Origin of the sequence: Mycobacterium sp. 360MFTsu5.1, assembly GCF_000383495.1 — a bacterium.
Classification (GTDB): Bacteria; Actinomycetota; Actinomycetes; order Mycobacteriales; family Mycobacteriaceae; genus Mycobacterium; species Mycobacterium mucogenicum_B.
Map to the genome: position 1 here is coordinate 67237 of NZ_KB911473.1, position 17064 is coordinate 84300.

Sequence of the window (17064 nt, forward strand, 5' to 3'; positions counted from 1 at the left end):
TTTTGGCGGGTAAATAGTCGCTGGTCGGCGCCGGTACCATAGACACGTGAACTGGACCGTCGACGTACCCATCGACCAGCTGCCCGAGCTGCCCCCGCTGCCCGAGGACCTGCGCACGCGCCTTGCCGACGCGCTGTCCCGTCCGGCCGCGCAGCAGCCCAGCTGGCCTGCGGACCAGGCTGCTGCGATGCGCAAGGTGCTCGAGAGCGTGCCGCCCATCACCGTGCCGTCCGAGATCGAGAAGCTCAAGCTGCAGCTGGCCGACGTGGCGCAGGGCAAGGCGTTCCTGCTGCAGGGCGGCGACTGCGCCGAGACGTTCGTCGACAACACCGAGCCGCACATCCGGGCCAACATCCGGACCCTGCTGCAGATGGCCGTCGTGCTGACGTACGGCGCCAGCATGCCGGTGGTCAAGGTGGCCCGCATCGCCGGGCAGTACGCCAAGCCGCGCTCGTCGGACACCGACTCGCTGGGCCTGACGTCCTACCGCGGTGACATGGTCAACGGTTTCGACCCGGACCCCGCGGTGCGCGTGCACGACGCGTCGCGCCTGGTGCGGGCCTACGCCAACGCGAGCGCCGCGATGAACCTGGTGCGGGCGCTGACCTCGTCGGGTCTGGCGTCGCTGCAGCAGGTGCACGAATGGAACCGCGAGTTCGTCCGCACGTCGCCGGCGGGTGCCCGGTACGAGGCGCTGGCGGCCGAGATCGACCGTGGCCTGAACTTCATGACGGCCTGCGGTGTCAACGACCGCAACCTGCAGACCGCCGAGATCTACGCCAGCCACGAGGCCCTGGTGCTCGACTACGAGCGCGCCATGCTGCGGCTGTCCACCGAGTTCGACGAACCGCGCCTGTACGACCTGTCGGCGCACTACGTCTGGATCGGCGAGCGCACCCGTCAGCTGGACCACGCGCACATCGCGTTCGTCGAGACCATCGCCAACCCGATCGGCATCAAGATCGGCCCGACGACGACGCCCGAGATGGCCGTCGAGTACGTGGAACGCCTTGACCCGCACAACATTCCGGGCCGGCTCACGCTGGTCAGCCGGATGGGCAACGGCAAGGTGCGCGACGTGCTGCCGGGCATCATCCAGAAGGTGGAGGCCTCCGGCCACCAGGTCATCTGGCAGTGCGACCCGATGCACGGCAACACCCACGAGAGCTCGACGGGCTACAAGACCCGGCACTTCGACCGCATCGTCGACGAGGTGCAGGGCTTCTTCGAGGTGCACCGTGCGCTGGGCACGCACCCGGGCGGCATCCACGTCGAGATCACCGGCGAGAACGTCACCGAATGTCTTGGTGGCGCGCAGGATATCTCCGACGACGACCTGGCGGGCCGCTACGAGACGGCCTGCGACCCGCGCCTGAACACCCAGCAGAGCCTGGAGTTGGCGTTCCTCGTCGCGGAGATGCTGCGCGACTAGCTTCACCCCGCCGAATGGTCACCCGGCGCATTGGTTTTCACGCGAAACCCGTGCGGCAGGTGGCCATTCGGCGTTTCTAGAACAGCCCGTCGATGTTGGTGCCGAGCGTCCAGGCGCCGGCGGCGACCAATGCGGTGAGCGTCAGGATGGCGATGAGCCAGAACAGCACCGCACGCCGCGAGCGCTGCCGTGCCCAGGCGAAATCGTCGAGGTCGATACCGGCGAATTGCTTTGTCACCACGGGTGATTCGAGCAACGCGGGGTCCATCGCGGGATCCATCGTGAACTGCAGGGTGTGCTGCGGTGCCGGCTTCGGGGCGGCCGCCCGGCCCGTCGCCACTGTGGTGCGGTCGGCACGGCCACGCTGGGCGGCTGCCGCGGTGTGCTGCGCCGAGTTCGTCGGTGCCGGGACCCGGAACTCGGGCAGTCCCAGGTCGGTGACGATCGCGGCGAGCTCGGCCGCCATGTCGCCGGCGTCGAGGTAGCGGTCGTCGGCCACGCGGGCCGTCGCGCAGCCCACCAGGTCGTCGAATTGCTTTGGCACACCGGCGATTGCCGAACTCGGCGGCGGTACGTCCTGATCCAGCCGCTGATACGCGACGCTGAGGGGATTGTCGCCGGTGAACGGTGTGGTGCCGGTCAGCAGCTCGTAGGCCAGGATGCCGACGGAGTAGACGTCGCTGCGCGGGTCGGCGTCGCCGGTACTGACCTGTTCGGGGGAGAGGTACGCCGCAGTGCCGAGGATGACGCTCGTCGACGTGATCTTGGCCTCAGCGACGGCGCGCACGAGCCCGAAGTCGGCGATCTTGACCTCACCGCTGTCGGAGATCAGGACGTTCTCGGGCTTGATGTCGCGGTGCACCAGGCCCGCCTCGTGGGCCACCGCCAGGCCGTCGAGCATGGGGGCCAGCACGGCCGCCACCGCGTGCGGCGGCATCGGGCCGCGCTCGCGCAGCAACTCGCGCAGCGTCCCGCCCTCGACGAGCTCCATCACCAGGAACGGGTGCCTGCCGTCGAACCCCTGGTCGTAAACTGCCACCAGCCCAGGGCTTTTCAGGCCGGCAGCGGCGCGGGCCTCGCGCTGGAAGCGCGTCAGGAACTGCTGATCGCCGGAGTACCGCGAATCCATGACCTTGAGTGCCACCAGGCGGTCGAGCCGGGTGTCCAGGCCGCGGTACACCGTCGACATGCCGCCACTGGCAATCGGTGCATCCACGCGGTAGCGCCCGTCCAGTACCGCACCGATAAGTGGGTCCGGTTGTCGGGATGGCTGCACCCGGCAATGGTACGGCTCTAGAATCTCCTGCGTGAGCAGCATTCCGGCCGCCGAGGACGTTATCGATCCCGATGAAGCGGTCTACGACCTTCCCGCAGTGGCATCCATGCTGGGTATCCCGGTGACCAAGGTGCACCAGCAGCTGCGGGACGGACATCTCCTCGGAGTGCGCCGGAACGGTGCCATCGTGGTGCCCAAGCTCTTCTTCGACGCGAAGGGACATGTGGTCAAGCAGCTGCCGGGCCTGCTCGTCTTGCTGCGCGACGGTGGCTACCACGAGACCGACATCGTGCGGTGGTTGTTCACCGCCGACGAGTCGCTGACCCTGACCCGCGACGGCACCACCGAGCGCGTCGCCAATGCGCGTCCGGTCGACGCGCTGCATTCGCACCAGGCCAGGGAAGTGCTGCGGCGCGCTCAGGCTATGGCGTACTAGCCGGCTCGGCCGCCGTCGTCTTCGGCTCCGGCGCGTGCGCCAGCGAATACCAGGCGGCTACCGCGCATCCCGTCGCCAGGATGACGTGCAGCCACGAGTACATGCCGTGCGAGCCGTCGGGTTTGAAGATCACCATGATCCAGGTCGAGAACCCGGCGATCGCGGCGACGGCCGACCGGCTCTGCGCCAGTGCCGAGACGATCGCCAGCGGCCAGGTGTAGTACCAGGGCAGCGCGGCAGGCACGAACAGCACCACGACCGCCATCACCAGCGCGATGCCGATCAGCGCTTCCCGGTCGGTGTGCCGGAATCGCCACCACAGCAAGGGAAGTGAGATCGCGATGATCGCGATGCCGATGATGCGGGTGACGTCCAGCACCGCGTAGAAGCTGACGGTGGTGAACAGTCCGCCGATGGCGTGGATCAGATTGGCCACCGCGGTCGGGACGGTCAGCCAGTTGACGATCTTCACCGAACCGGCAAGTGCCGTCAGCCAGCCGAGCCCGACGCCCGCCGCCACCGTCACCACGGCGAACACCACGGTGAAGATCACTCCGGACGCCGCGGTGGCCGCCAGCCAGGCGCGGACCTGACCCCACGGGTGCCGTTCGCGCAACTGGCGCATCCAGACCCACACCATGAACGGAAGTGCCAGTCCCGCGGTCGCTTTCACGGCCACCGCGAGGGCGATCAGGCTGACGCCGGCGATGGGATGCCGTTCGAAGGTCAGCGCGATGGCGGCCATCATCAGGCCGACCATCAGCATCTCGTTGTGGACGCCACCCATCAGGTGGATGATCACCAGCGGGTTGAGGACGCAAATCCACAGGGCGGCAGCGCTGTTGGCGCCGACATGGCGGGCCACGCGGGGCGCCGCCCAGATCAGCATGACCAGGCCGGGCAGCATGCACAGCCGCAGCAGCATGGTGCCCTCGACGACGTGGTCGCCGACGATCATGGTGACGAACTTGGCCACCAGGATGAATGCCGGGCCATAGGGCGCGGTGGTGGTGGTCCAGATGGGACTGACGTTGTCCAGCAACGAGTTCGGGTTGTCCACCGGCCCGACGAGGTAGGGGTCCAGCCCGTCGCGCAGCAGCGCGCCCTGCGCCAGGTATGAGTAGGTGTCGCGGCTGAACACCGGCACGCTCAGCAGCAGCGGCGCCAGCCAGAAGCCGGTCGTCGCGATCATGGTGTAGTCGGTCGCGGTGCGGTCGACGACGCGCCGGCCCAGCGCCAGCCAGGCGACCAGCATCAGGGCCACGCCGGTCCACAGCAGGATCGACGACACCACCAGCCCGTGGCCGAACCGGAACCACGACAGGTGCATCGACTCCAGCAGGGGATCGTGCTGCCGGGTGCTGCCGGCGCCGAGGCCGCCGAGGGCGATCAGGATGGCGCCGGCGAAGCCGAGCAGCGCGGGGCGGCCCTCGTCGGATCGTCCGAAGGCGGTGAGCCGGGCCAGCGCCCCGGGGGCCGTGGTCGAGGTCGACATCGTGGCCTACGCGGACCGGTTGGACGCCCGCCGGGCGAGTTCGGTGAGGCCGGCCTTGGCGCCCTCGTCGATGGGGGCGGCCGCGAGGGCGTCCAGTCCACGTTGGGTGAGCAGCGCGATGCGCTGTTCGACGGCGCCCAAGGCGCCCACGGCCTCGATCACGCCGCAGAGTTCGCCGACCTGGCCGTCCGTCAGGTCGGTGCCGATCAAGTCGCGGAGCAGGGCCGCCGCGGCCGGGTCGGAGGCCTCGGCCAGTTCCACGGCCTCGGCCAGCAGCACGGTGCGCTTGCCCGAGCGCAGGTCGTCACCCGACGGCTTGCCGGTGACGGCCGGGTCGCCGAACACGCCGAGCACGTCGTCGCGCAGCTGGAACGCGATACCGAGGTCGTTGCCGACCGAGTGGAAGATCTTCTGCACGTCAGGGCGGTCGGCGGCGGCCGCGGCGCCCAGCTGCAGCGGCCGGGTGACGGTGTAGGACGCGGTCTTGTAGAGGTTCACGTTCATGGCCGAGGCCACGGTGTCGGCGCCACTGGATTCGGCGACGATGTCGAGATACTGCCCGCCGAGGACCTCGGTGCGGATGTGCGCCCACACCTCGTTGACGCGCCGGCGCCCGTCGGCGGACAGCTCGGCGTTCGCGACGATGTCGTCGGCCCAGGACAGGGCGAGGTCACCGAGCAGGATGGCCGCGGACAGCCCGAACTGCTCGGACGACCCACGCCAGCCCTGCCGGCGGTGCCGGTCGGCGAACAGCCGGTGCACTGTCGGCAGGCCGCGCCGGGTCGCAGAACAGTCGATGACGTCGTCGTGGACCAGGGCGCAGGCCTGCAGCAGTTCCAGTGCGGAGAACAGGCGCAGCACCGCCGGGTCGGCCGGGTGGCCCGGATCGGGGGCGACGGCGCGCCAGCCCCAGTAGGCGAAGGCCGGGCGGACCCGCTTGCCGCCGCGCAGGACGAACTCTTCGAGTGCTCCCGTCACATCGGCATAGGCGTCGCCGATGTAGGCGCTGTCCCGCCGGCGCTCGGCGAGATAGTCGCGCAGTTGATCTGTGATGGCATTCGCCAGCTCGCCAGCCGACGGACCTGCGGCATCGACGCTCAGCGCGCGTCCCCTCTCCTGACCCCGAAATCGTGCATTCAGATTAGAGGGTGCCGGGCCGGCGGTCGGACACTGCGGCGAAGTCGCTCGTCGGCACTGCGGCGAAGTCGCTTGTCGGCACTGCGGCGAACTCACTCATCGGACACGGCGGCGAGCTTGGGCGAGCGGTCGCGGCTCCAGTAGGCCAGGCCGCCGATGACGCCGGCGACAGCGAAGGCCAGGACGGCCATCCAGATGGCGGCCGTGGTGAACGAGCGCGCGCTCGGGTCGGTGTAGCGGGCCTGGGCCTTCATGGTGGTCACGACGCCGGGCTTGAGCTTCCACTGGACGATGTCGCTGGCCACGCGCTCGCCGTTGGTCGACGTGACGTCGCCCGGAAACGCCACCGACAGCGTCACGTCGGAATCCGGATCGCTCAGCGTCGTCAGGTCGACGCGGCCTTCGAGGATCACCAGGTCACCGGCGCGGCGCAGGGATATGTCGGCGCCGGCCGAGTCCCGGCTCAGGTTGGCAAGCTGCGGCACCTCGGAGAAGTTCAGGTCCGAGAACACCGCCTCGGAGCCGACGTAGTCGTCCTTGCGGTAGTCCGAGACCACCACCTTCTGCGCGAACGGCAGGCTGTTGGTCAGCTGCGGACCCTTGTCGTCGGCGTTCTTGGCCTTCGCGGCGGCCACGATCTGACCGGACACCCGGTCGTCGGGCGAGATGGTGAGCGAGGTGTGGACGCGCACGCAGCCGACCGCGAGGGGGAGCAGCATCAGAAACAGCAGCAAGGCACGCAGGTGGCGGCGGCGGTTCACGCCGTTATCGTGCCAGATGGGGGCGTGCACAGCGGCTCAGAGTGGCAGGGCCCGGCCGAGAATGGCGAACGGCCGGGGATCACCGGGGAAGAAGTAGCTGCGCATGACGTCGTGGAAGTCGAGCCGGCGGTACAGCTTCCAGGCCCGGTTGTCCTCGCCGTGAATCTCCGGCGTGGACAGCAGGACGTGGGATTCCGTGGCACCCGCGAGCAGCCGCCGGGTGAGCGCCTCGCCGAGTCCCTGCCCCTGCGCCCGCGGGTGGATGTGCAGTTCGGTGAGCTCGAAATACCCGTTCATCAATTGGTCGATGCGTTCGCTGGGGGTGCCGACGTGGCGCAGGCCGGTCGCGACCTGTTGGTACCACCACTGATCGGGTGCGCCGCGGTACCCGTAGGCGACCCCGAGCATGGGGGCGGATCGAAGTGCGGCCTCCGGTGCCTCGTCGGTGGTGGGGACGTCGAACGCCGCCACTCCGGTCCAGCCGTCGCGGCGGGTGTGCTCCAGCCACATCGAGGCCCGCTGGCGTTCGGTGCCGCGTGGGTAGCGCATCGCGTCGACGTAGACGGACAGCGCGTCGTCGAGGCGGTGCTGCATGTCAGCCGGCGACAGATCGGTCAGGAGCGTCGCCACGGTGTGAGCCTTTCGGTGCGGCAGGGAAGTCGGGTGTCGGGTTTCTGAACAGGGGCTGTCGCCCGGCCGACGTCCCAGTCTTACAATTCGGGAGTCTGAAGTATGTGGTACGTGTCTGTGTGACCTCGTATCATGACTGTTAGGTATCCGTGACCACGGGTGCAGACGTCAGGAGCCGCTGCGGGCAGCGGTGTGAGTTGGGAGGCGCGGATGCCACTCTCCGATCATGAGCAGCGCATGCTCGACCAGATCGAGAGTGCGCTGTACGCCGAGGACCCGAAGTTCGCTTCGAGTGTCCGGGGCGGCACGCTGCGCGCGCCGTCGGCGCGGCGGCGACTGCAGGGCGCGGGGCTGTTCGTCCTGGGTCTGGCGTTGCTGGTGCTGGGTGTGGCCTTTCGGATTCTGTGGATCAACCAGCTGCCGATCCTGAGCGTCATCGGTTTCGTGGTGATGTTTGCCGGTGCTGTCTTCGCGGTGACCGGTCCCCGGGTGTTGTCCAAGGAGAAGTCGCCCCCGGGGGGTGGCAAGTCCAAGCGGTCCCGTGCCGGCAACTCGTTCACCAACCGTATGGAAGACCGCTTCCGTCGCCGGTTCGACGAATAGACGCTGACGCGTGACGCAGGGGTAGCCGATTCGGCTGCCCCTGTTTTGTTTTTCGCTCGGCCTGGTTTGTTTTCGACGCGCTCTTGCCTGTTCGTGGCGGTGTGACCCGCGACACGCCGGGTTGGTAGCGAAATTTGCCGGCGGCGGCGTGCGCCACGATTTTTCAGGGGCTGCGCTCCGCGACTCCCCACAACGCCCCACCAATCTCCCACATGGGTCTCCAGCTGGGATTTCATCGCTCATCCAGGCTGTTTGATGCCGAACTCCACCCCAGATTTCTCGTGATTGCTGCGTCAGGTGGGGCAGATAAGGCGATTTTTAGACTTGAGATGGAGAGAAGTGGGGGATTGTGGGGTAATGTGGCGGACATCGGAGAGACGGACTCCGGAGTGGTGGGAGGTGCCTGATGTTCCTGGGTACCTACACGCCGAAGCTCGACGACAAGGGGCGACTGACGTTGCCCGCCAAGTTCCGCGATGCACTGGCAGGAGGGTTGATGGTCGCCAAAAGTCCAGATCACAGCCTCGCCGTGTACCCGAGGGCCGAGTTCGAAGCCGAGATCGCCCGCCGCGTGGCGAGCACTCCCCGGAACGACCCCGCTGCTCGTGCCGACCTGCGCGTTTTCGCCGCGGGCGCCGACGAGCAGCACCCCGACGCTCAGGGCCGCATCACCCTGTCGGCCGATCACCGTCGCTACGCGAGCCTGACCAAGGAATGCGTCGTGATCGGTGCGGTGGACTACCTCGAAATCTGGGATGCCGCGGCCTGGCAGACCTACCAAGAAACTCACGAAGAGAACTTCTCCGCGGCAAGCGATGAAGCGCTCGGCAGCACCCTTTGACCTGCAGGCCCGTGCAGCGTGGCCTCTGCCCGAACCGGCCCTGGCGTACTTCCCCAACGTCAGGTTCGCGAACTCGGACAGAGACCTCGCTGCAGGGGCCGCACAAATCCACCAGCTGAAGCCTTTTGGGGGTGTTGCGTTGACCGATCGTCGGCCGCACATTCCGGTGCTGCTGGACCGCTGCGTCGAGCTGCTGGCCCCGGCACTCACCCGGGGCAGCGCCGACGGTGCCGGCGCAGTCATGATCGACGCGACGCTGGGCGCCGGTGGCCACTCCGAAGCCTTCCTCACGCGGTTCCCCGCTGTGACGCTCATCGGCCTGGACCGCGACCAGACCGCGCTGCGGCTCGCGGGGGAGCGCCTCGCGCCGTTCGGTGACCGCGTGCACCTGGTCCACACCCCGTACGACGGCATCGACGAGGCGCTGACCCAATCCGGTTACCGGCCAGGCGAATTGGACGCCATCCTGTTCGACCTCGGGGTGTCCTCGATGCAGCTCGACCAGGCGGAGCGCGGTTTCGCGTATGCGCAGGACGCACCGCTGGACATGCGGATGGACCAGACCTCGGGCTTGACCGCGGCCGACATCCTGAACACCTACGACGCCAAGGCGCTCACCCGCGTGCTGCGCGAGTACGGCGAGGAGAAGTTCGCCTCGCGCATCGCCGGCGCGATCGTCCGGGAGCGCGCCCGCCGCCCGTTCACCACGACGACCGAGCTGGTCGAGCTGCTCTACGCGGTGATCCCGGCCCCGGCACGTCGCACCGGCGGGCATCCGGCCAAGCGGACGTTCCAGGCGCTGCGCACCGAGGTCAACGGCGAGCTCGACTGCCTGCGGACGGCGATCCCCGCCGCGCTGGACGCGCTGCGTCCCGGCGGCCGGATCGCGGTCGAGGCGTATCAGTCGCTGGAAGACCGAATCGTCAAGGGGTACTTCACCGATGCCATCGCATCGCGTACCCCGGAGGGCCTGCCCATGGAGCTGCCCGGCTACGAGCCGCTCTTCACCTCGTTGACCCGGGGCGCCGAGCGGGCCGACGAACACGAACTCGAATTGAACCCGCGCAGCGCGTCCGTCCGCCTGCGCGCACTGGAAAAAGTTGTCACAAGGGGAGGTCTGTGATGGCAAAGCGGCCAGCACCGGTACGCGGCGGCAATGCTCGACGGGACTCCGACCCCGATCCGCGCCGCCGCGCCACACGCCGCGGCGGCGACCCGGCATCGCGTCGCGAGGGTGGCAAGGGGGAAGCCAAGCGCGACAACAAGACTGACGCCCGCGTCAAGCGCGGCAAGCGCGACGTCCGGCCGCAGCGGTCCAAGCCGACCGGCGCCGGCCCGCAGACCACGCCGTTCGCGCGGCCCACGGCGGCGCCGTCGCGCCCCAAGAGCGCCTCGCAGGCCAAGGCCCGCGCCAAGGCTCGGAAGGCCAAGGCGCCCAAGGTTGTTCGCACCCCGCTGCGGGAGCGGCTGCTCATCCGCATCGCCGAGATGGACCTCAACCCGCGGCATCTGATCGCGCGGGTGCCGTTCGTCGTGCTGATCATCGGGGCGCTGGGCATGGGCCTGGGCGTCACGTTGTGGCTGTCGACCTCCGCGGCCGAACGGTCGTACGAGCTGGGCCGCGCCAAAGAGATCAATCAGGCTCTGCAGCAGCAGAAAGAGGCGCTCGAGCGCGACGTGCTGGTCGCGCAGGCCGCGCCGGCCCTCGCCGATGCGGCGCGCAACCTCGGCATGATCCCGTCGCGCGACACCGCGCACCTGGTGCAGGACCCCACCGGCAACTGGCTGCTGGTCGGCAGCCCGAAGCCGGCGCAGGGGGTGCCGCCGCCACCGCTGAACACGCCACTGCCCGAGGCGGCCCCGGCCGCGGCCCCGCGCCCGGCCCCGGCCGCTGCACCCGCCCCGGTGCCGGCACCTGTTGCCGCTCCCGTCCCCGCTCCGGCGGGCGTTCCGGCTCCAGCAGCTATACCGGTCCCTGGTGCCGTTCCGGCTCCAGCAGCTGCGGTCCCGGGGGCCGTTCCGGCCCCCGCCGCCGCTCCGGCGCCCGTCGTGGTCGACCCGCGCGAGCAGGTCGTGCACGCACCGGCACTCCCGGTCCCGGCGCCCGCCCTCGCGGCGCCCGTGCCTGCGGCTCCGGCGCTCCCGGTGCCTGGACTGGGCACGCTGCCCGGCCCCGCGTTGCAGCCTGAGGCCGCGCTGCCGGCGCCCGTCGCACAGGCCCCGGTCGCACAGGCCCCGGCTCCGGTCGCCCCGGCTCCGGTCCCGGCCGCGTTGCCGGCGCAGCCTGCCCCCGGCCTTCCCGCATGAGCGGCACGCGACCGCGCAAGACGGGTGCTGCGCCGGGCACGCCACGCAAGCGTCCGGCCGCCAAACCGCGTCCCGCGCAACCGCATTCGGCGCACGACCGGCGTACCCGCGAAGCCGTCGTTCCCGAGGGCCGGACCGGCTCGTTCGGGTTCCGGCACAAGGCCGGCAACATCGTCATCGCGGTGGTGCTGCTGGCCGCGGCCGTGCAGTTGTTCTTCCTGCAGGGCCCGCGGGCGGCCGGTCTGCGCGCCGAGGCCGCCAGCCAGCTCAAGGTCACCGACGTGCAGAAGGCGGTGCGCGGCAGCATCGTCGACCGCAACAGCGCCAAGCTGGCGTTCACCATCGAGGCCCGCGCGCTGACCTTCCAGCCGAACCGGATCCGTCAGCAGTTGACCGAGGCGAAGGCCAAGACCCCGGCGGCGCCGGACCCCGACAAGCGGCTCAACGAGATCGCCGTCGGCGTGGCCGGCCTGCTGAACAACAAGCCCGACGCCGCGACCCTGGCCAAGAAGATCACCGGCCGGGACTCGTTCGTCTACCTCGCGCGGGCCGTCGACCCGGCGATCTCCGACGCCATCACCAAGAAGTACCCCGAGGTCGGCGCGGAGCGGCAGGACATCCGGCAGTACCCCGGTGGCTCGCTGGCCGCGAACGTCGTAGGTGACATCGGCTGGGACGGCCACGGCCTGCTCGGCCTCGAAGATTCCTTCGACGCAAAGCTTTCCGGCACCGACGGCTCGGTCACCTACGACCGCGGCTCGGACGGCGTGGTGATCCCCGGCAGCTACCGGGACCGGCACGACGCCATCAACGGCGCCACCATCCAGCTCACGCTCGACAACGACATCCAGTACTACGTCCAGCAGCAGGTGCAGCAGGCCAAGGACATGTCCGGCGCGCACGACGTCTCGGCGGTCGTCCTGGATTCGAAGACCGGCGAGATTCTCGCCATGACGAACGACAACACCTTCGATCCGGCCCAGGAACTGAACCGGCAGGACGACAAGCAGATGGGCAACCTGCCTGCGACGTCGCCGTTCGAGCCGGGCTCGGTGAACAAGATCGTCACCGCGGCGTCGGTCATCGAGTTCGGGCTCTCGAATCCCGATGAGGTGCTTCAGGTTCCGGGCAGTTACAACATGGGTGGCGTCACCATCCGCGACGCGTGGGGCCACGGCACCGACCCGTACACCACCACCGGTGTCTTCGGGAAGTCGTCCAACATCGGCACCCTGATGCTGGCCCAGCGGGTCGGCCCGGAGCGCTTCGCCGACATGCTGACGAAGTTCGGCCTCGGCCAGCGCACGGGTTCGGGCCTGCCCGGCGAGAGCGCGGGGCTGGTCCCGCCGATCGACCAGTGGTCGGGCAGCTCGTTCGCGAACCTGCCCATCGGACAGGGCCTTTCGATGACCCTGCTCCAGATGACCGGCATGTACCAGGCCATCGCGAACGACGGCCTGCGCATCCCGCCGCGCATCGTCAAGTCGATCGTCTCGGCCGACGGCACGCATCAGGACCAGGCGGCGCCCGAGGGCGTGCAGGTCGTGTCGCCGCAGACCGCGGCGACGCTGCGCAACATGTTCCGCGCGACCCTCCAGCGCGACCCGCGCGGCACCCAGCAGGGCACCGGCTGGCCGGGCGCTGTCGAGGGCTACCAGATGGCCGGCAAGACCGGCACCGCCCAGCAGATCAACCCGGCCTGCGGCTGCTACTACGACGACGACCACTACTGGATCACCTTCGCCGGCATGGCGCCGTCGGACGACCCGCGTTACGTCGTCGGGATCATGGCCAACAACCCGCAGCGCAATGCCGACGGCACGCCGGGCCACTCCATGGCACAGCTGTTCCACAACATCGCGGCATGGCTGATGCAGCGGGAGAACGTGCCGCTGTCACCGGACCCCGGTCCGCCGCTGGTCCTGCAGGCCACCTGACGGGCCGGGCGCCCGTCTCCGGCCCGGTACTGTGTCATGGCCATGTCTTCGCCTACCTTGCGCCCCGCTGACCCTGTCGGGGCCGCGCTGGGCTCGTTGGCCGACCACGTCGGCGCCGCGCTGCCATCCGAGGCCCAGGCCAGGGAGCTGCGCGTCACCGGTGTCACGCTGAGCAGCCGCGACGTCGTCGCCGGTGACCTGTTCGCGGCACTGCCGGGATCAGCCGCACATGGCGCGCGGTTCGCCGCCGACGCCGTCGCGGCCGGCGCCGCCGCGGTGCTGACCGACCCGGCGGGCCGGGAACTCCTCGACGTGGGTGTGCCCGTCCTCGTGCACCCCGACCCGCGGGCGGTCCTGGGCGAGGTCGCCGCCGAAATCTACGGCCGGCCCTCCGAACGGCTGCGCGTCATCGGCATCACCGGGACTTCCGGCAAGACCACGACCACCTATCTGGTCGAGGCGGGGCTGCGCGCCGCGGGGCGGGTGGCCGGGCTCATCGGCACCGTCGGCATCCGGATCGACGGGCGCGACCTGCCGAGTTCCCTGACCACCCCCGAAGCGCCGGCGCTGCAGGCGCTGCTGGCCACCATGGTCGAACGCGGCGTCGACACCGTCGTCATGGAGGTGTCCAGCCACGCGCTGTCGCTGGGCCGGGTGGACGCGCTGCGCTTCGCCGCCGGCGGCTTCACCAACCTGTCGCGCGACCACCTCGATTTCCATCCCACCATGGACGACTACCTGGACGCCAAAGCCCGGCTGTTCCAACCTGATTCGCCCAACCACGCCGAGGTGTCGGTCGTCTGCGTGGACGACGACTGGGGCCGGAAGATGGCGGCCCGCGCCGCCGATCCGGTGACCGTCAGCACCACCGGTGACGCCGACTGGACCGTCACCGACATCGCCGCCGATCGCGGTGGCCAGCAGTTCACCGCCGTCGGGCCCGATGGCGCTCGGCACGCGCTGCGGATCGGCCTGCCCGGCGGCTACAACGTCGCCAACGCGCTGCTCGCGGTGGCACTGCTCGACGCCGTCGGCGTCACGCCGGAGCAGGCGGCACCCGGACTGGCGACCGCCACCGTGCCCGGCCGGTTGCAGCCCATCGACCGCGGGCAGGACTTCCTGGCCCTCGTCGACTACGCGCACAAGCCCGGCGCCCTGGAAGCGGTGCTGCAGACGCTGCGCCCGCAGACCCGGGGCCGGCTGGCCGTGGTCTTCGGCGCCGGCGGCAACCGGGATGCCGGGAAACGTGAGCCGATGGGACGCATCGCCGCGCAACTCGCGGACCTGGTCGTGATCACCGACGACAATCCGCGCGACGAGGATCCGGACCTCATCCGGGCCACGATCGCCGCGGGTGCCGCCGACGGCTCGGCCGAGGTGGTGGTGATCGGTGACCGCCGGACCGCCATCGACCACGCCGTCGCCTGGGCGCGCGCGGGGGACACCGTCCTGGTTGCGGGCAAGGGCCACGAGTCGGGCCAGACCCGCGCCGGCCAGACCCGGCCCTTCGATGATCGTGATGAATTGGCCGCCTCGCTCGATGCAGCGGCCGGGAAAGCTGGGGAGTCACCCGCATGATCGACCTGACCCTGGCAGAGATCGCCGACATCGTCGGCGGCGAGCTGTCCGACATCACGCCCGAGGCTGCCGCCTCGACACGCGTGACCGGAACCGTCGAATTCGACTCGCGGGCCGTCACGGAAGGCGGGTTGTTCCTGGCGTTGCCGGGCGCCCACACCGACGGACATGACTTCGCCGCGGGTGCGGTGGCGGCCGGTGCCGTCGCGGTGCTGGCGGCGCGGCCGGTCGGGGTGCCGGCCATCGTCGTCAAACCGGTTGCCGGACAGGTCGATTCGGCCTCGGGTGCACTCGAGCACGACACCGACGGTTCGGGCGCCGCAGTGCTGGCCGCACTGGGGAAGCTGGCCCGCGCCGTGGCCGACCGGTTGGCCGCCGGGGGCCTGCGGATCATCGGCGTCACCGGCTCGTCGGGCAAGACGTCGACCAAGGACCTGCTGGCCGCGGTGCTCGCGCCGCTCGGCGAGGTGATCGCGCCGCCCGGATCGTTCAACAACGAGCTCGGTCATCCGTGGACGGTGCTGCGCGCCACCGGCGATACCGACTTCCTGGTGCTCGAGATGTCGGCGCGGCACCCCGGCAACATCGCCGCGCTCGCCGCGATCGCACCGCCGTCGATCGGTGTGGTGCTCAACGTCGGCACTGCGCATCTCGGCGAGTTCGGCTCGCGCGACGTCATCGCCGCGACGAAGTCCGAACTGCCGCAAGCTGTTCCGGCATCCGGTGTCGTCATCCTCAACGCCGACGACGGTGCCGTCGCCGCGATGGCCGACGTCACCGGGGCCCGCGTGGTGCGGGTGTCCCGGTCTCCCGGGGCAGACCTGTGGGCCGGTGACGTCACCCTCGACGAGCTGGCCCGCCCGCGCTTCACCCTGCACGCGGGGGAGCAGCACGTCGACGTTGCACTCGCTGTACACGGCGACCATCAGGTGTCCAACGCGCTCAGCGCCGCCGCGGTCGCCCTGGAGTGCGGCGCGACCCTGCAGCAGGTGGCTGACGCGCTCGCCGGCGCCGGCCCCGTCTCGAAGCACCGCATGCAGGTCACCACCCGCGCCGACGGGGTGGTCGTGGTGAACGACGCCTACAACGCCAACCCCGACTCGATGCGCGCGGGCCTCAAAGCGCTGGCCTGGATGGCCAAGTCGGCGCGTGCCGAAACCGGCGCGCCGGTGCGTAGCTGGGCGGTGCTCGGCGAGATGGCCGAACTGGGTGACGACGCGATTGCCGAACATGACAGCATCGGTCGACTGGCCGTGCGTTTAGATGTGTCACGACTGGTCGTCGTCGGAACCGGGAGGACTATGGGCGCCATGCAACACGGCGCGGTGATGGAAGGTTCGTGGGGCAGCGAGGTATCGCCCGTCCCCGATGCCGAAGCCGCGCTTGATTTGCTGCGCGCCGAGCTGGAGCCCGGCGATGTCGTGCTGGTCAAGGCCTCGAACTCCGCGGGGCTCGGCGCGCTTGCCGAGGAGCTGGCGCGGGAGGGACACGCATGATTCAGATCCTGTTCGCCGTCGGTATCGCGCTCGCGGTGTCGATCGTGCTGACGCCGGTGCTGATCCGGCTGTTCACCCGCCGGGGCTTCGGGCACGAGATCCGCGAGGACGGTCCGGCCAGCCATCAGAAGAAGCGCGGCACGCCGTCGATGGGCGGCGTCGCGATCGTCACCGGCATCTGGTGCGGGTATCTCGGTACCCATCTCGTGGGGCTGCTGGTCGACGGCGAAGGCCCGTCGGCCTCGGGCCTGCTGGTGCTCGGCCTGGCCACGTCACTGGGGGCCGTCGGCTTCATCGACGATCTGATCAAGCTCCGCCGGGCCCGCAACCTGGGTTTGAACAAGACCGCCAAGACGGTCGGCCAGCTGGTCTCGGCCGTCCTGTTCGGTGTGCTGGTGCTGCAGTTCCGCAACGGCTACGGGCTGACGCCGGGCAGCGCGGGCCTGTCCTACGTGCGCGAGATCGCGACCGTCACCCTGGGCCCGCTGCTGTTCGTGCTGTTCATCGTGGTGCTGGTCAGCGCGTGGTCCAACGCCGTCAACTTCACCGACGGTCTGGACGGACTGGCGGCCGGTGCCATGGCGATGGTCAGCGCGGCGTATGTGCTGATCACGTTCTGGCAGTACCGCAACGCGTGCGCCACCAGCCCGGGACCGGGCTGCTACAACGTCCGCGACCCGCTGGACCTGGCGCTCGTCGCGGCCGCGACGGCAGGTGCCTGCATCGGGTTCCTGTGGTGGAACGCCGCGCCGGCGAAGATCTTCATGGGCGACACCGGCTCACTGGCGCTCGGCGGCATCATCGCCGGCCTGTCGGTGACCAGCCGGACCGAGACGCTGGCCATCGTGCTCGGCGCCCTGTTCGTCGCCGAGGTGACCTCGGTGGTGGTCCAGATTCTGGCCTTCCGCACCACCGGGCGCCGGGTGTTCCGGATGGCGCCGTTCCATCATCATTTCGAACTGGCCGGCTGGGCCGAGACCACGGTGATCATCAGGTTCTGGTTGCTCACCGCCATCGCCTGCGGGCTCGGGGTGGCGCTGTTCTACAGCGAGTGGCTGTCGGCGGGTGGCCGCTAGACACGCGGCTCCCAGCCGACATTCAGCATTTGCGCGGTGGTGCCGGAGCCCGCTGTTAG

The 17064-nt window shown here is 69.8% G+C and carries 15 protein-coding genes; 10 read left to right on the top strand and 5 right to left on the bottom strand.

What is annotated here, in order from left to right; translation table 11 throughout:
* The first annotated feature begins 46 nt into the window (after positions 1-46).
* Positions 47-1432, top strand: coding sequence for a class II 3-deoxy-7-phosphoheptulonate synthase (locus tag H289_RS0125090; protein WP_020103604.1), 1386 nt, complete (start codon positions 47-49; stop codon positions 1430-1432).
* Positions 1433-1508: 76 nt separating this feature from the next.
* Here H289_RS0125090 and H289_RS0125095 read toward each other — a convergent pair whose 3' ends face one another.
* Positions 1509-2750, bottom strand: coding sequence for a protein kinase domain-containing protein (locus H289_RS0125095; RefSeq protein WP_051128594.1), 1242 nt, complete (start codon positions 2748-2750; stop codon positions 1509-1511).
* Here H289_RS0125095 and H289_RS0125100 point away from each other — a divergent pair.
* Entirely contained in the window at positions 2740-3144 is a 405-nt protein-coding gene (locus H289_RS0125100) for an Rv2175c family DNA-binding protein (protein WP_020103606.1), read from the top strand. The genes H289_RS0125095 and H289_RS0125100 overlap by 11 nt on opposite strands.
* Here the strand turns inward: H289_RS0125100 and H289_RS0125105 are convergent.
* The 4 genes from H289_RS0125105 to H289_RS0125120 all read right to left on the bottom strand — a co-directional run bounded on the left by H289_RS0125105 (position 3131) and on the right by H289_RS0125120 (position 7167).
* Positions 3131-4639 carry an alpha-(1->6)-mannopyranosyltransferase A gene (locus H289_RS0125105; RefSeq protein ID WP_020103607.1) on the bottom strand — a complete coding sequence of 503 codons (1509 nt, stop codon included), beginning with the start codon at positions 4637-4639 and terminating at the stop codon, positions 3131-3133. The genes H289_RS0125100 and H289_RS0125105 overlap by 14 nt on opposite strands.
* A gap of 6 nt (positions 4640-4645) precedes the next feature.
* Positions 4646-5704 (bottom strand): bifunctional (2E,6E)-farnesyl/geranyl diphosphate synthase, encoded by a 1059-nt coding sequence (idsA2, locus tag H289_RS0125110; protein WP_029105720.1) that lies wholly within the window; start codon positions 5702-5704, stop codon positions 4646-4648.
* Positions 5705-5868: 164 nt separating this feature from the next.
* A complete protein-coding gene (locus H289_RS0125115) occupies positions 5869-6495 on the bottom strand; it encodes an LppM family (lipo)protein (RefSeq protein ID WP_051128600.1) in 627 nt (208 codons plus the stop codon).
* Between the two features lie 78 nt (positions 6496-6573).
* Complete coding sequence (locus H289_RS0125120) at positions 6574-7167, bottom strand: GNAT family N-acetyltransferase (RefSeq protein WP_020103611.1); 594 nt, start codon at positions 7165-7167, stop codon at positions 6574-6576.
* A gap of 210 nt (positions 7168-7377) precedes the next feature.
* Here H289_RS0125120 and H289_RS0125125 point away from each other — a divergent pair, with 210 nt between their 5' ends.
* From H289_RS0125125 to mraY, 8 genes are all read left to right on the top strand, one after another.
* Entirely contained in the window at positions 7378-7770 is a 393-nt protein-coding gene (locus H289_RS0125125) for an SCO2097 family morphological protein (protein ID WP_029105722.1), read from the top strand.
* A gap of 406 nt (positions 7771-8176) precedes the next feature.
* A complete protein-coding gene (mraZ, locus tag H289_RS0125130; protein ID WP_020103613.1) occupies positions 8177-8611 on the top strand; it encodes a division/cell wall cluster transcriptional repressor MraZ in 435 nt (144 codons plus the stop codon).
* Between the two features lies 1 nt (position 8612).
* Entirely contained in the window at positions 8613-9734 is a 1122-nt protein-coding gene (rsmH, locus tag H289_RS0125135; RefSeq protein WP_231388128.1) for a 16S rRNA (cytosine(1402)-N(4))-methyltransferase RsmH, read from the top strand.
* Positions 9734-10918 carry a cell division protein FtsL gene (gene ftsL / locus H289_RS0125140; RefSeq protein ID WP_020103615.1) on the top strand — a complete coding sequence of 395 codons (1185 nt, stop codon included), beginning with the start codon at positions 9734-9736 and terminating at the stop codon, positions 10916-10918. Before rsmH ends, ftsL begins: the two co-directional genes overlap by 1 nt.
* On the top strand, positions 10915-12855 hold the full coding sequence (locus tag H289_RS0125145; RefSeq protein WP_020103616.1) for a peptidoglycan D,D-transpeptidase FtsI family protein: 1941 nt from the start codon (positions 10915-10917) through the stop codon (positions 12853-12855). The genes ftsL and H289_RS0125145 overlap by 4 nt, the downstream gene beginning before the upstream one ends.
* A 36-nt stretch (positions 12856-12891) precedes the next feature.
* Positions 12892-14433 (top strand): UDP-N-acetylmuramoyl-L-alanyl-D-glutamate--2,6-diaminopimelate ligase, encoded by a 1542-nt coding sequence (locus H289_RS0125150; protein WP_029105725.1) that lies wholly within the window; start codon positions 12892-12894, stop codon positions 14431-14433.
* Positions 14430-15929: a UDP-N-acetylmuramoyl-tripeptide--D-alanyl-D-alanine ligase gene (locus tag H289_RS0125155; RefSeq protein ID WP_020103618.1), complete on the top strand. Its 1500-nt coding sequence runs from the start codon at positions 14430-14432 to the stop codon at positions 15927-15929. Before H289_RS0125150 ends, H289_RS0125155 begins: the two co-directional genes overlap by 4 nt.
* Entirely contained in the window at positions 15926-17005 is a 1080-nt protein-coding gene (gene mraY / locus H289_RS0125160) for a phospho-N-acetylmuramoyl-pentapeptide-transferase (RefSeq protein ID WP_020103619.1), read from the top strand. The genes H289_RS0125155 and mraY overlap by 4 nt, the downstream gene beginning before the upstream one ends.
* The last annotated feature ends 59 nt before the right edge of the window (positions 17006-17064 follow it).